Source organism: Nonomuraea sp. NPDC005650, assembly GCF_040605375.1.
In the GTDB taxonomy this organism is placed as follows: domain Bacteria; phylum Actinomycetota; class Actinomycetes; order Streptosporangiales; family Streptosporangiaceae; genus Nonomuraea.
Genome location: NZ_JBEXCR010000069.1, coordinates 40,537 through 53,919, shown reverse-complemented (window position 1 = coordinate 53,919; position 13,383 = coordinate 40,537). Strand labels below are relative to the sequence as shown.

The 13,383-nt window shown below is 68.9% G+C and carries 15 protein-coding genes; 11 read left to right on the top strand and 4 right to left on the bottom strand.

Features of this window, described 5'->3' with window-relative positions; genetic code table 11:
• Positions 1 to 396 precede the first annotated feature (396 nt).
• Positions 397 to 1,437 (top strand): helix-turn-helix transcriptional regulator, encoded by a 1,041-nt coding sequence (locus ABZS69_RS61740; RefSeq protein ID WP_355392679.1) that lies wholly within the window; start codon positions 397 to 399, stop codon positions 1,435 to 1,437.
• Here ABZS69_RS61740 and ABZS69_RS61735 read toward each other — a convergent pair.
• A complete protein-coding gene (locus ABZS69_RS61735; protein WP_355392676.1) occupies positions 1,434 to 1,793 on the bottom strand; it encodes a hypothetical protein in 360 nt (119 codons plus the stop codon). The genes ABZS69_RS61740 and ABZS69_RS61735 overlap by 4 nt on opposite strands.
• Positions 1,794 to 2,015: 222 nt before the next feature.
• Here ABZS69_RS61735 and ABZS69_RS61730 point away from each other — a divergent pair, with 222 nt between their 5' ends.
• Entirely contained in the window at positions 2,016 to 2,243 is a 228-nt protein-coding gene (locus tag ABZS69_RS61730; RefSeq protein ID WP_355392673.1) for a hypothetical protein, read from the top strand.
• Between the two features lie 167 nt (positions 2,244 to 2,410).
• Here the strand turns inward: ABZS69_RS61730 and ABZS69_RS61725 are convergent, their stop codons facing one another.
• Complete coding sequence (locus ABZS69_RS61725; RefSeq protein ID WP_355392670.1) at positions 2,411 to 2,944, bottom strand: CGNR zinc finger domain-containing protein; 534 nt, start codon at positions 2,942 to 2,944, stop codon at positions 2,411 to 2,413.
• 28 nt (positions 2,945 to 2,972) lie between these two features.
• Between ABZS69_RS61725 and ABZS69_RS61720 the strand changes: the two genes are divergently transcribed.
• Positions 2,973 to 3,872 (top strand): arginase family protein, encoded by a 900-nt coding sequence (locus tag ABZS69_RS61720; protein ID WP_355392667.1) that lies wholly within the window; start codon positions 2,973 to 2,975, stop codon positions 3,870 to 3,872.
• Here ABZS69_RS61720 and ABZS69_RS61715 read toward each other — a convergent pair.
• Positions 3,869 to 5,422 (bottom strand): DUF4434 domain-containing protein, encoded by a 1,554-nt coding sequence (locus ABZS69_RS61715; RefSeq protein WP_355392664.1) that lies wholly within the window; start codon positions 5,420 to 5,422, stop codon positions 3,869 to 3,871. The genes ABZS69_RS61720 and ABZS69_RS61715 overlap by 4 nt on opposite strands.
• Positions 5,423 to 5,518: 96 nt before the next feature.
• Between ABZS69_RS61715 and ABZS69_RS61710 the strand changes: the two genes are divergently transcribed.
• Positions 5,519 to 6,301, top strand: a complete 783-nt coding sequence (locus ABZS69_RS61710; RefSeq protein ID WP_355392661.1) for an SDR family oxidoreductase — start codon at positions 5,519 to 5,521, stop codon at positions 6,299 to 6,301.
• A 6-nt stretch (positions 6,302 to 6,307) separates the two neighbouring features.
• On the opposite strand, the gene ABZS69_RS61705 is transcribed toward ABZS69_RS61710, so the two are convergent.
• A complete protein-coding gene (locus ABZS69_RS61705) occupies positions 6,308 to 6,700 on the bottom strand; it encodes a VOC family protein (RefSeq protein WP_355392658.1) in 393 nt (130 codons plus the stop codon).
• Positions 6,701 to 6,741: 41 nt separating this feature from the next.
• Here ABZS69_RS61705 and ABZS69_RS61700 point away from each other — a divergent pair, with 41 nt between their 5' ends.
• The 7 genes from ABZS69_RS61700 (at position 6,742) to ABZS69_RS61670 (ending at position 13,346) form a co-directional block, all read left to right on the top strand.
• A complete protein-coding gene (locus ABZS69_RS61700) occupies positions 6,742 to 7,191 on the top strand; it encodes a MarR family winged helix-turn-helix transcriptional regulator (protein WP_355392655.1) in 450 nt (149 codons plus the stop codon).
• A gap of 158 nt (positions 7,192 to 7,349) precedes the next feature.
• The gene (locus tag ABZS69_RS61695) at positions 7,350 to 8,477 is read left to right on the top strand and encodes an ABC transporter ATP-binding protein (protein ID WP_355392653.1); all 1,128 of its coding nucleotides are present in this window, start codon (positions 7,350 to 7,352) and stop codon (positions 8,475 to 8,477) included.
• Positions 8,470 to 9,564, top strand: a complete 1,095-nt coding sequence (locus ABZS69_RS61690) for an ABC transporter ATP-binding protein (RefSeq protein WP_355392650.1) — start codon at positions 8,470 to 8,472, stop codon at positions 9,562 to 9,564. Before ABZS69_RS61695 ends, ABZS69_RS61690 begins: the two co-directional genes overlap by 8 nt.
• The gene (locus ABZS69_RS61685) at positions 9,561 to 10,457 is read left to right on the top strand and encodes a sugar ABC transporter permease (protein ID WP_355392647.1); all 897 of its coding nucleotides are present in this window, start codon (positions 9,561 to 9,563) and stop codon (positions 10,455 to 10,457) included. Before ABZS69_RS61690 ends, ABZS69_RS61685 begins: the two co-directional genes overlap by 4 nt.
• Positions 10,458 to 10,461: 4 nt before the next feature.
• A complete protein-coding gene (locus ABZS69_RS61680; protein WP_355392644.1) occupies positions 10,462 to 11,283 on the top strand; it encodes a carbohydrate ABC transporter permease in 822 nt (273 codons plus the stop codon).
• A gap of 2 nt (positions 11,284 to 11,285) precedes the next feature.
• Positions 11,286 to 11,561, top strand: a complete 276-nt coding sequence (locus ABZS69_RS61675) for a DUF2160 family membrane protein (RefSeq protein WP_349450651.1) — start codon at positions 11,286 to 11,288, stop codon at positions 11,559 to 11,561.
• A gap of 15 nt (positions 11,562 to 11,576) precedes the next feature.
• Complete coding sequence (locus ABZS69_RS61670; protein ID WP_355392641.1) at positions 11,577 to 13,346, top strand: ABC transporter substrate-binding protein; 1,770 nt, start codon at positions 11,577 to 11,579, stop codon at positions 13,344 to 13,346.
• Positions 13,347 to 13,383 lie beyond the last annotated feature (37 nt).

Sequence of the window (13,383 nt, the reverse complement as noted above, 5' to 3'; positions counted from 1 at the left end):
CGCAGCACCGACAGTTGGCGGGCCGTCCAGTCCTGCAAGGTCGCCGCCTGCGCTACGACCTCGCGCACGTTCTCGCTTGCGACCCGCAGCAGCGCCTCTGGCTCGGCATCCGGCAGCGCATGCTCCCTGGCCATCTCATGCGCCTTCCGTGAACAGAGGGCCGTGCGGCATGCGGACAAGCCTGCTCGTGGTCGTGGTCGTCAGGTGATCGAGGCGGGGGGAACGGCGTGATGCCCTAAAGTTGCCCACGGGTCAGGAGGTCCTTCCTGATCAAGGAGCCCGTCGCACGTTCGCCGCGTTCGGCGGGTTCCGCTTTTCAGAATCGCCCTCATCCTGGAAAATCAAAGCGGCGAAACCAATACCGAGGCTGTATACGCAGGGGGTATCGTCCGGCGTATGACAGGTCCGCAACCCTGGCTAGAGGGGCGTCTTCGTGCCGCCTGGCTACGCAAAGACTGGCCGGTCATTTTCCGTACTTATCGGAACATTCTCGGCATTTCACAAGCGCGGCTCGGACAGCTCATCGACATGCCGCAGCCCCATATTTCAGCAGTTGAGAACGGCCGCCGACGAATCATGGACGCCGATCTCATTCAGCGGATCGCCGCGGGGTTGCAACTGCCGGAAGAATTGGGCGGGGCACACCGTCCAAAAATGTCCGAATGGTCACCTGACCCGGAACTACGCGAAAGGATCTCCCGAGCGCACACCACCGGCCGTGCCGACGAGCGCATCGCTGACTGGATAGCCCACGTGCTGACCGAACACCGCAGGGCAGAGGATGCGATGGGTGGCAGGGAACTATGGCCCGTGGTTCGCTCCCAACTCGACACGGTCACACGCCTACTGCCGGGTACCTCTGGGCCTGTGGCGGATCGGCTGTTGATCCTCGCAGCCGAGCATGCCCACTGGCTGTCATGGGTGGCTCATCGGGAAGGACACGCGGGGGCTGCTCTGGCTTGGCTCGACCTCGCCCACGGATGGGCTGTGGACGCCGGATCGGCCGACATGGCAGCGTGGGTGACCAGGGTTCGAAGCTACTACGTGCTCAAGCACAGCGACCCTAAACGCGCCTACAGGATTGCCAAAGTGGCCTGCCAAGAGGCGATTAGCGCATCCCCCACCACGGCGTCGATCACCGCCCATCAGGCGAGTCTGGCATCGGCAGCCGTGGGCGAGCGCGACGAATCCCGCCGCCTCGCTGATCAGGCCTATGAACTGGCTCTACGCACTCCCGATGAGCAGGATCGGCCAAACTGGCTGTACTGGCTGGACCCTGTACGGGCACGCCTGCACAAGGCCAATGCCGCCTACGCGGTGCGAGACTGGCACATGGCCGCCGAAGGCTTCCGGGCAACGCTCCCCGAGTTGACCCGCTATCCCCGCGACCTGGCGGTCTACGCAGCGCGGATGCAGGACGCGGCGAAACGCGTCTAGGGTGCCGGCTCGGTGTCGAGCGTCGCCCGCCGCAACACCTCACCCACTTCGCCGGCCCTGCCGACCGCGCCGGCTCCGCCTGCCGCACCGGCTTTGCCTGCCGCACCGGCCTCGCCGCCGAGCTCGGCGATGCCCCGGCGGATGTCGTTGACCAGCCGGTTGACCTGCGGCCAGAGCCGCCCGCCGGTCTCGTCCCACAACGCCGCCGAGCCGACGGGACCCAGCTCTGAGTAGGCGGCCGTCCGGGCCCGCTCCCACGGCACCGTACGGACCGCGTCCCGCACCGACCGGCCGGGATCCCCGTACGACTCCCACGACCTGAGCGCCTCACCTAGCGCCCGACGCAGCTCTGGCACGCCCGGGTCACCGGGCTCCTGCGGGGCGGACCCGCCTTCGTGGCACGGTTCGCCCAACACCGGGCCGCCCTCGCCCCGGCAAACCGTGCTCGCTTCGACACATTCGCCTGAACTTAGAGTCATCAGGCAATAACATTCCGCGCATGCCCTCTTTTCGGCATGAGGCGCTCCACGGAAATACGCCGCGGAAACACTAAAGCCCGGCAGATCTGGAGATCTCTGATGGCCATGCAGAACTATCGATTCAAATCCGAGTTCGCGGAGATGCTCCGGGCTGAAGGACGGGCCGAAGGTGAGGCGAAGTCCGTGCTGAAGGTCTTGGAGCAGCGCAACATACCTGTCTCGGACTCCGTCCGGGAGAGAGTCCTGGCATGCACCGACCTCGCCCTCCTTGAGAGCTGGCTCGTCCGATCACTCAAGGCCACCACCGCCGAAGAGCTCTTCGACTGAAGCCCGAGTGCCGCGCGACCATACGACCTTCTCCAGCGGACCTCATGGAGGCGTTCGCGCCCGACGTCATCCCGGTCCCCCGTAGAAGATCCAGCGCAAGGTCGGCCAGATCACCACCGGACCGGTGCACGTGCCGGTCGCCTGGATATCGCCGTACGGCCCGAGGCTCAGCGGCGGCGGGCGCGGGAGGCGGCGGCGTGGGCGCGGTTGGCGCAGCGGGTCGAGCAGAACTGGCGTTTGCCTGGGCGGCTGTGGTCCACGAAGGCGTCCTTGCAGGGGTCGGCCGCGCAGAGGCGCAGGCGTTCCCAGTCGCCCGAGGCGGCGAGGTCGAGCAGCTCGGCGACGGATCGGACCGCGAGCCGTTCGGCCAGGTCGGCTCCCTCCGGGGCGGTGAGGCGCTGTCGGGGTGCCCCGTCCGAGTCCTCCACCGCCACCCGGATCGGCAGCTCGCCCGCCCACTCCGCCAGGGCGCGCGTCCGGTCGGGAGGGGCGCAGGACAACACGGCACGCAGCCGCTCCCGCACCGCACGCACCGCTCGCAGGTCGTCGACGCCCTCCCCCAACTCGCAGTGTTCGCCCAGGTCGCGGCAGAAGTGGCGCAAAGTGTCCGTGTCCGGCAGGCGTTCGGGGTCGTCCAGGTACTCGTCCCACGTGTTGGCCAGATCGAGCGCCACAAGACCCGTTTCAGCGAACTGGCGCATCCACCCTCCCTCTGTTACCGTCACGACTATGACCATAATAACCCCTGACAGACACCTGACGGTCCTCGACGCCCCGTCCAATCTGGGCCTGCGCCCGCTCGCCCCCGACACCATCCCCGGCTGCTACAAGGCCCCCTGGGCCCTGCGGAACACGGGCCTGGTCCAGCGGCTCGGCGCGGCCGATGCCGGGGCGCTCGTGCCGCCACGCTATGTCGCCACCTGGGAGCCCGGAAGCGGTGTGCGCAACGGGCCCGCCATCGCCGCCTACGCCCGCCGGCTGGCGGACCGGGTGACCGCGATCCGGGCGGCGGGCGGGTTCCCGGTCCTGCTCGGCGGCGACTGCTCGATCCTGCTCGGCCCCGCCCTCGCCCTGCGCACGAGCGGGCGGTACGGGGTGGCGTACCTGGACGCGCACGCCGACTTCCGGCACCTGGGCAACAGCCCGCACGTCGGGGCGGCGGCCGGGGAGGACCTCGCCCTGATCACCGGGCGCGGTGACGACTACCTGACGGACATCGACGGGCTGCGGCCGTACGTCAGGGACGAGGACGTGATCGTGCTCGGGGTACGGGACGAGGAGGACCTGCGGGACATCGCGGACACCGGCATCGCCCACCTCCCCGGCACCGACCTCGCCCTCGACACCGGCCGCGCCCTCGACACCGCGAGCAAGGTGCTGGTGCGGGACGACCTCGACGGGTTCTGGATCCACGTGGACGTCGACGTCCTCGACCCGTCCGTGCTGTCCGCCGTGGACTCCCCCACCCCGGGCGGGCTCGACGCCGCGCAGCTCACCGAGCTGATCCGCGGCCTGGCGGCGTTCCCGGGAGCCGCCGGGCTGGAGGTGACGATCCTCGATCCCGACCTCGACGAGGACGGCAGCCAGGCCGCCATGCTGGCGGACATCCTCGTGTCGGCACTGGCCTAACGGATCACGTAGGCGCTCGTGCTGGAGTAGCCGGCCTCGTTCGTGGCGGTGATCGAGGTCCAGGGGCCCGTGGGAACGTACGGAGCCCACGCCGACTCCAGCCGCTCCCGCCCGTACCACTCCTGCCTGACCACCGACCCCTGCGGGTCGAAGCGGAACGTGCCGCCGCGCAGGTTGTAGCCCTCGACGAGGATGCCGGGCCGCCCGTTCATCTCCTTGCGGGTGGCGCCGACGATGATCGGCTGCCGCCAGCCGTTCACGATGTCGTCGGCCAGTGAGGGCGTGTCGTAGCGGGCCTGGCAGGTGAAGAACGGATCCCACCCATAAGAGATGATCTTTCCGGCGTGGGTCCCCGCCGCCATCACCTGCGCGTCGATCCGGCTCTTCGTGGTACGCCCCCGCAACGGCAGCGGGTCGACCCGCCCGCACTCCCCGGCCACGGGCGTCGGCTCGAACCCCTCCACGTTCACCCACAGCTCCACCCCGGACGGCACCCGCCGCGCCGCGGCCTCGATGTAGTCGCGTGTGGACCCGTAGTACGCCCGGGCATTGCTCACGTCCCCGACAACCGGCACCAATCGCCGAGCGACGAGCGCCTCCCCCTCATGAACCCCGTACACCGGCACCTTCCCCGTCCCCCGCCCGTCCTGCACGGCGACGGCCATGGGCGCCCCGGCCCTGGTCGCGGCGATGTCCGCCAGCCCCTTCTCCACCTGCCCGGGCGGGAACCCGCGCCCCCTCCGGGCGTCGATGTACGGGCTGACCACGATCTTCTTCCCGGGCAGGGTCGCGGCGACGACGGCGTGCTGGGCCGCGTACAGCTCGATGATCGGATCCTTCGCCCCCCGCGCCCGCATGGCCAGCTCGAACGACTGGTAGACCCCGCCGAACGCCGCCGACCTCCCGAACCGCTCCCGATAGTCGGCCAGCACCCGCGCGGTGAAGGCGGTCAGCGCGGCGGTGTGCGCGGTGTCGGGCTCCCACGGCTTGCCCTCCAGCTGGGGCGCGGCGGGCAGCCCGGGGAACACCGTCATCCCGTACGCGGCCGCCTCGGTCATCAGGTTGCCCAGCCCGTCGCCGTCCGTGGAGACGAGCACGAGGTCCTGGGCGGGGTCCGCGCAGGAGGCGGCCAGCGAGATCCGGTAGAAGATCCGGCCCCGGCTCTCGATCCGCCGGTCCAGCCCGGGGCACCGCAACAGCCCCTTCCCGAACTCCTCGCTGGTCACGTACGTGTAGACGTGACGGACCCCGGGGACGTCGGCGCACGGCCGCCCGTCCACGAGGCAGTCGGCGAAGACGGGGTCGTCGCCGGCGCTGAACCGGGGCCCGAAGGTGATGAGCGTGTCGCCGCCGATCGCGTGGACGGCCTCGACCATGCGCCGCGTCACGCACGGATCGGCGCGCGGGATGACCCAGTAGCCGGTGACGGCGTACGGGGCGACGACCCGGGTGTCGCGGGACTGGCACTCCTCCACGTCGGAGTCGCCGGGCACGACCAGGCTCGCCACGAAGGCGGCGGCCACGACCAGCCACAGGATGATCCGGTGCACCCACGCCCCTTCCACGCCACCCCAAGCCTACGCATCCGGCGCGCCGTACACGTGCCGCGGCGTGACCTCCGGTACCTGATCACAGACAATGACATCGTGCGCATCGATCTCAGCGGCAAGACCGCGCTGGTCACCGGCTCGACCCAGGGCATCGGGGCGGCCATCGCCGAAGGGCTGGCGCTGGCTGGGGCCCGCGTCGGGATCAACGGCCGCACCGAGAGCTCCGTCGCGATGGCGATGGAGCAGATAGGCGTGGGCGACCTGATCGAGGCGCCCGGCGACGTGACCACGGACGAGGGCTGCCAGGCGGTGCTGGACGCGCTGCCACGGGTGGACATCCTGGTCAACAACCTGGGGATCTTCGGGGCCAGGCCCGCGCTCGAGATCGACGACGCCGAGTGGCGGCGCTATTTCGACGTCAACGTGCTGGCCGCGGTCCGGCTCACCCGCACCTACCTGCCGGGCATGATCGAGCGCGGCTGGGGGCGGATCCAGTACATCGCCAGCGACTCCGCCGTGGCCATCCCCATCGAGATGATCCACTACGGCATGACGAAGACCGCGCTGCTGGCCGTCTCACGGGGCTTCGCCAAGGCAGCGGCGGGCACGGGGGTGACGGTCAACTCGGTGATCGCCGGGCCGACGCACACCGGGGGCGTGGAGGAGTTCGTCTACCAGCTCGTGGACAGGGAGCTGCCGTGGGACGAGGCGCAGCGGGCGTTCATGCGGGAGCACCGTCCGCAGTCGCTGCTGCAACGCCTGATCGAGCCCGATGAGATCGCGAACATGGTCGTCTACCTCAGCTCCCCCTTCGCCTCCGCGACGACCGGCGGCGCGGTGCGGGTGGACGGCGGCTACGTGGACTCGATCCTCCCGTGAAGCGGCTCAGTACGACTGCAGCTCGATGAGGTTGCCCTCCGGGTCGCGCAGGTGCGCGGTCCGCAGGGTGGGCGCCCAGTCGGGGCGGTCCTGGGGCGGGGCGACGACCGTGGCGCCGTGGCCGGCCAGGCAGGCGGCGGCCGTGTCGACGTCGTCCACCTTCATGACCAGCATCGCCATGTCCTGAGCGGCCTGGGGCAGGTCCTCGGTGCCGATGGCGGCCGCGAGCCTGCCCCGGTCGAACAGGACCAGCCCGGCCTCCCCCTCGATGTCCCAGTTGGCGTACCCGGGCAGGACCTTCACCGGCTCGACGCCGAGCAGCTCGCGCAGCACGGCCTGGTAGAAGGCGGCACTGGCCGGGAAGTCACGCACCAGCAGGCGGGGATAGAGCGCGTCCATTGAGGACCTCCGGCAAAATAGTGGGTGTCTACCAATTATTGGTGACAACCTACACTAAGGGCATGGACCTGCCGCCCACTCTGCTCGCGACCACGACCTTCGTGCTGCACAAGGTCGGAGTGGGGAGCCGCCGCACCGTGGCGGCCCGGCTGGCGGACGAGACGGGGTTGAGCCTGTGGGAGTTCGCCGTGCTGGCCACGCTGGCGGACTTCGGACCGGCCGCCCAGCGGGAGGTCGGCGGCCGGCTGGGGCTCGACCCGAGTGACATGGTGCGCCTGATGGACGGGCTGATCGGCGAGGGGCTGGCCGAGCGCGACCGCGACCCGGCCGACCGGCGGCGCTACCGGATCTCGCTGACGCCCGCGGGCCGCGACGCGCTGGACCGGGGACGGGCCCTGGTGGAGCGGGTGGAGCGGGAGACGCTGGCGCCGCTGACAGCCGGCGAGCGGGAACGACTCCACGAGCTGATCACGAAGATCTTCACCGGATAAGAGCCGGTGAAGGCCGCGGCCCGCCGATGAGCTGCGAATAAACCGCCGGAGTGATAGGAAATACCATTCACGGCGCGCTCGACATCGAATCGTGATTACTCACGCGTCACATTCTGCACAGTCACACCACATGCCCTCTTTGCACACAGTTACAGATCATGTTAGATGGAGGGCGAGCAGAGAGGACCGGCACAGTGACGCTGATTCTCGATGGCGTCTTCGTACGGCGGCACGGGGAGACCTGGCTTGACGACGTTCGCCTGGAATTATCCAACGGAATGACCACTCTCGTCGGCCCGATGACCGCGGGAAAAACCACGTTGATGCGCGTCGCCGCCGGACTGTTACCGCCGGATTCGGGCCGCGTCGTGGTCGAAGGAAAAGATGTGACCGCCATTTCGGTGCGGAAACGATCGGTCGCCTTCGTCTATCAGCAATTCATCAATTACCCGTCGCTGACCGTCTACGAGAACATCGCCTCGCCCCTGCGCCTGGACCCGAAGTTCCGGCGTTCGGGGATCGACCACCGGGTGCGGGAGGTCGCCGAGCTCATGGGCATCGCGGGGCTGCTCGACCGCCGCCCCGCCGAGCTGTCCGGCGGCCAGCAGCAGCGCACCGCCATCGCCCGGGCGCTGGCCCGCCCCGTGGACCTGCTGCTGCTCGACGAGCCCCTGGCCAACCTGGACTTCAAGCTCCGCGAGCAGTTGCGCGCCGACCTCAAGACCATGTTCGCCGACTCCCCCGGCGTGGTCCTCTACTCCACGGCCGACCCGAACGAGGCGCTGACGTTCGCCGCCCCGACCGTGGTCCTGGGCGAGGGCAGGGTCCAGCACGTCGGCGACGCGGCCGAGATGTACGCGCACCCGCCGACGCTGGCCGTGGCCGCCACGCTCAGCGATCCCCCGCTCAACCTGCTGCCCGGCGTCGTACGCGACGGCCGGATCGAGGTGCTGGGCACGTCGTTCCCCGCGCCCCGCGCGCACGCGTCCGGCCGCGAGGTCGTGCTCGGCATCCGCCCCCACCAGGTGAGCATCGAGCGCGCCGGCCCAGGGGCGCTGGAGCTGCCCGCCGAGATCCGGCTGGCCGAGGTGACCGGCAGCGCGACGTTCCTGCACCTGCTCCTGCAGGGGAGCGTCCACCTGGTCGCGCACCTGCCGGGCACCCAGCTCTTCACGCCCGGCGAGTCCGCGGTCGCGTACGTGGACCCCGCGCACGTCTTCGTCTTCGACGAGGACGGCGGGCGCCTGCTCGCCACCAGCGCCGCGGAGGTCGACCTGCATGGCTGACATCCGGCTGGAAGGCGTGGGCCACAGCTACGACGGCGGCGAGACCTGGGCGCTCAAGCCGATGACCTGGACCTGGCAGAGCTCCCGGGCGTACGCGCTGCTGGGCCCGAGCGGCTGCGGCAAGACCACACTCCTGAACATCATCTCCGGCCTGCTCACCCCCTCGGCGGGCCGGATCTTCTTCGACGACCGCGACGTCACCGACGTGCCCACCGCGGGCCGCAACATCGCGCAGGTCTTCCAGTTCCCGGTCCTGTACGAGGAGATGTCGGTCTACGACAACCTGGCCTTCCCCCTCCGGAACCGGAAATATCCGAAGAAGGAGATCGACGAGCGGGTCCGCGAAGTCTCCCGGCTCCTCGGCCTCGACCACCTCCTCAGCCGCAGGTCGCGCCGCCTCGACGCGGGCCGCCAGCAGATCGTCAGCCTGGGCCGCGGCCTGGTGCGCTCCCAGGTGGCGGCGGTGCTGCTGGACGAACCGCTCACCGTGGTCGACCCGACCCTGAAGTGGACGCTGCGCAGCAAGCTCAAGGAGATCCACCGCGACACGGGCCACACGCTGATCTACGTCACGCACGACCAGACGGAGGCGCTGACGTTCGCCGACGAGGTCGTGGTGCTCAACGACGGGGCGATCGTGCAGGCGGGCCGGCCGGCCGAGCTGTTCCTGTCGCCGGCGCACGAGTTCGTGGGGCACTTCATCGGCTCGCCCGGCATGAACATGCTCCCGGCCGAGATCGTCGGCGACGTCGTACGCGTCGGCGAGTCGGACGTGGGCGCGGTCTCCGGCGAGCTCCCGCCGGGGCCGGTCAGGATCGGGGTGCGCCCCGAGTTCGTGCGGATCGGCGGCGCGCGCAGCTCGCCGGGCGTGGCGGCCACGGTGACCGGGATCGACCGGATGGGCGCGTACGACCTGGTCCACGCCCGGGTCGGCGAGCACGCGCTGATCGCCAGGACCGAGGCGGGCTCGCCCTACCGGCCCGAGTCGGTCGAGTTCCTCCACTTCCCCGCGGACCGGACGTTCCTGTTCCGGGACGAGGTCAGGTGCGGCTCCCTCGCGCCCTTGAACGGAAGGGGTACGGCGTGAGCGAGGTCCAGGAGGAGCAGCGGCCGGCGGACCTGAAGCGGAAGGACAACCGGGCCTGGTGGCTGGTGCTGCCGGTGGTCGTGTCGGTGGCGTTCACCGCGGTGATCCCGCTGATGACCGTGGTCAACTTCTCCGTGCAGGACATCTTCAACCCCAATGACCGGATCTTCGTGGGCCTGGACTGGTTCCGCTCGATCTCGCGCGACCCGGAGGTGCGCTCGGCGTTCGTGCGGACCCTGCTGTTCTCGGCGCAGGTGCTGCTGCTGGAGATCCCGCTCGGGGTCGCGCTCGCGGTGGTGATGCCGCGCCGCGGCCTCTGGGTGTCGGTGGCGCTGGTGCTGGTCGCGCTGCCGCTGCTCATCCCGTGGAACGTGGTGGGCACGATCTGGCAGATCTTCGCCCGCGGCGACATCGGGCTGGGCGGCTGGGCGATCAACAACGTCCTCGGGATCAACTTCAACTACACGCTCGACTCCACGGACGCCTGGGTCACGGTCCTGGTCATGGACATCTGGCACTGGACGCCGCTGGTGGCGCTGCTGGCCTACGCGGGGCTGCGCTCGATCCCGGAGCCGTACTTCCAGGCCGCGCAGATCGACGGCGCGTCGGCGTGGGCCACGTTCCGGCACATCCAGCTGCCCAGGCTGCGCGGGGTGCTGACGATCGCGATCCTGCTCAGGTTCATGGACAGCTTCATGATCTACACAGAGCCGTTCGTGGTGACGGGCGGCGGGCCGGGGAACGCCACCTCGTTCCTCAGCATCCTGCTGTCGAAGATCGCGGTCGGGCAGTTCGACCTGGGCCCGGCGGGCGCGTTCTCGCTGCTCTACTTCCTGATCGTGCAGATCCTCTGCTACGTGTTCTTCACCGTGCTGACCAGGTCGGGGAGGTGACCCGATGGCCAGGCACACCGGACGGCGGCTGCCCTGGGCACGGACGGTCTTCTGGCTGTACGTGGCCACGCTGATGCTGCCGCTGCTGTGGATGTTCGGCATGTCGATCCGGCCGAACGAGGACATCCTCGGCAGTTTCTCGCTCATCCCGCAGCGCGTGACGTTCGACAACTACGCCACTTTCTTCACCGACTCCTCCTGGTATTCGAGCTACCTGAACTCCATCATCTACACCTCGCTGAACGCGGTGATGTCGCTCGTCGTGGCGCTGCCGGCGGCGTACGCGTTCTCGCGGTTCCGTTTCGCCGGGGACAAGCATCTGTTCTTCTGGCTGCTGACGAACCGCATGGCGCCGCCCGCGGTGTTCCTGCTGCCGTTCTTCCAGATTTACCAGAGCGTCGGCCTTTTCGACACGCACCTCGGCGTCGCGATCGCGCACATGCTCTTCAACGTGCCGCTCGCGGTGTGGATACTCGAGGGCTTCATGTCGGGAATTCCCCGGGAAATCGACGAGACCGCGGCGGTCGACGGATATTCGCTGCCGCGTTTCTTCGTCCGCATATTCCTGCCGATGATCCGGTCCGCGATAGGCGTGACGCTGTTCTTCTGCTTCATGTTCAGCTGGGTCGAGCTGCTGATCGCCAGGACCATCACCTCGGTGAACGCCAAGCCGATAGCCGCCACGATGACGCGGACGGTGAGCGCGGCCGGCGTGGACTGGGGGCTGCTGGCGGCGGCGGGCGTCCTCACCATCGTCCCCGGCGCGATCGTCATCTGGTTCGTCCGGAACTACATAGCCAAGGGATTCACCATGGGAAGGGTCTAGCGATGCTCGAGTGGATGGTCTGGACCGTCCCCACGGCCCTGGTGTTCGCCGGGCTGGCCCTGCTGCTGGTCGTCATGGCGGTCTGGGCCCGCATCTCCCCTCCCGTGGCCAGGCGCGGCTTCCTGCGCATCGAGACCGACCGTGGTGACCGGCTCTACATCGGCCTGATCAGCGCGGCCGTCGTACTGGCCGGCTGGATAGCTGTCACCGACCTGTCCATGTGGCTCGCGCTCGGCTGCGCGCTGCTGGTGGCGGTCGTGATCGGGATATGGGGCTAACAGAGGAGCGAAGCGATGAGGCATCGGGCAGGCAGGTCCGCGGCGGTAGGTCTGGCCGCGCTCGTCCTGGTAGCGGCCGGCTGCACGCAGGGCGCGCAGAAGCCCACGAGCGATTTCAAGGAGTCGGACGGCAAGGCCGCGGCGCAGCGGTGGGTGACGGAGGAGTTCACGCCGAGCACCCTGTCCAAGGACCAGCAGCTGGCGGAGATGGACTGGTTCATGAAGGCCGCGGCGCCGTACCGGGGCATGCAGATCAACGTGGTCTCCGAGACGATCACCACCCACGAGTACGAGTCGCAGACACTGGCCAAGGCGTTCACCGAGATCACCGGGATCAAGATCAAGCATGACCTGATCCAGGAGGGCGACGTCATCGAGAAGCTCCAGACCCAGATCCAGGGCAACCAGAACATCTACGACGCGTACGTCAACGACTCCGACCTCATCGGCACCCACTCACGCGGCGACTACGTCTTCCCGCTGTCCGACTACATGGCGGGCGAGGGCAAGAACGTCACCTCGCCCACGCTCGACCTGAACGACTTCATCGGCATCAGCTTCACCACCGGCCCGGACAAGAAGATCTACCAGCTCCCCGACCAGCAGTTCGCGAACCTCTACTGGTTCCGCTACGACTGGTTCACCGACCCGGAGATCAAGAAGCAGTTCAAGGCCGCGTACGGCTACGACCTGGGCGTCCCGGTCAACTGGGCGGCCTACGAGGACATCGCCGACTTCTTCACCAACAAGGTCAACGGCAACGGGACCGTCGACGGCAAGAAGGTCTACGGCCACATGGACTACGGCAGGAAGGACCCGTCGCTGGGCTGGCGCTTCACCGACGCCTGGCTGTCCATGGCGGGCAACGGCGACCCCGGCATCCCCAACGGCCTGCCGGTGGACGAATGGGGCATCCGCGTCGAGAACTGCCGCCCGGTCGGCTCGTCGGTCACCCGCGGCGGCGACGTCAACGGCCCCGCGGCCGTCTACGCGCTCACCAAGTACGTGGACTGGCTGAAGAAGTACGCCCCCCGGGAGGCCGCGGGCATGAACTTCAGCGAGGCGGGCCCGGTCCCGGCGCAGGGCAACATCGCCCAGCAGGTCTTCTGGTACACCTCGTTCACGGCCGACATGACCAAGCCGGGCCTGGCGGTCGTCAACAGCGACGGCACGCCCAAGTGGCGCATCGCGCCGAGCCCGCACGGCGCCTACTGGAAGCAGGGCAACAAGCTCGGCTACCAGGACGCCGGCTCCTGGACGCTGCTCAAGAACACGCCGCAGGACCGCCGGGCCGCGGCCTGGCTGTACGCGCAGTTCGTCACGTCGAAGTCGGTGTCGCTGAAGAAGTCGATCAAGGGTCTGACGTTCATCCGCGACTCCGACATCCGCAGCGACTACTTCTCGGAGAACTCCAAGAAGTACGGCGGGCTCATCGAGTTCTACGCCTCGCCGGCCCGCAAGCAGTGGACCCCGACCGGGACGAACGTCCCCGACTATCCCAAGCTCGCCCAGCTGTGGTGGCAGAACGTGGCCACCGCGGTGACCGGCGAGACGACCGCCCAGCAGTCGATGGACAACCTGGCCAAGCAGCAGGACGACATCCTGGCCCGGCTGGAGCGGCGCGGCTACGGCGGCAACTGTGCGCCGAAGCTGAACCCGGAGCGGCCCGCCCAATACTGGTACGACCAGCCGGGCGCGCCCGCGCCGAAGCTGGCCGACGAGCGGGGCAAGCCGGAGACGCTCGACTACGACAAGCTCATCGCCACGTGGAAGTCGGGGAACTAACCCCGTTCAGGAGCGCCGCCGCCCGGGGGCAGGTCCC

Coding starts and splice junctions, on each gene's coding strand:
- ABZS69_RS61680 (WP_355392644.1), top strand. CDS start 10,462: ATGGCCAGGCACACCGGACGGCGGCTGCCCTGGGCACGGACGGTCTTC.
- ABZS69_RS61725 (WP_355392670.1), bottom strand. CDS start 2,944: ATGCGCCAGTTCGCTGAAACGGGTCTTGTGGCGCTCGATCTGGCCAAC.
- ABZS69_RS61670 (WP_355392641.1), top strand. CDS start 11,577: ATGAGGCATCGGGCAGGCAGGTCCGCGGCGGTAGGTCTGGCCGCGCTC.
- ABZS69_RS61740 (WP_355392679.1), top strand. CDS start 397: ATGACAGGTCCGCAACCCTGGCTAGAGGGGCGTCTTCGTGCCGCCTGG.
- ABZS69_RS61720 (WP_355392667.1), top strand. CDS start 2,973: ATGACCATAATAACCCCTGACAGACACCTGACGGTCCTCGACGCCCCG.
- ABZS69_RS61675 (WP_349450651.1), top strand. CDS start 11,286: ATGCTCGAGTGGATGGTCTGGACCGTCCCCACGGCCCTGGTGTTCGCC.
- ABZS69_RS61705 (WP_355392658.1), bottom strand. CDS start 6,700: ATGGACGCGCTCTATCCCCGCCTGCTGGTGCGTGACTTCCCGGCCAGT.
- ABZS69_RS61695 (WP_355392653.1), top strand. CDS start 7,350: ATGTTAGATGGAGGGCGAGCAGAGAGGACCGGCACAGTGACGCTGATT.
- ABZS69_RS61730 (WP_355392673.1), top strand. CDS start 2,016: ATGGCCATGCAGAACTATCGATTCAAATCCGAGTTCGCGGAGATGCTC.
- ABZS69_RS61690 (WP_355392650.1), top strand. CDS start 8,470: ATGGCTGACATCCGGCTGGAAGGCGTGGGCCACAGCTACGACGGCGGC.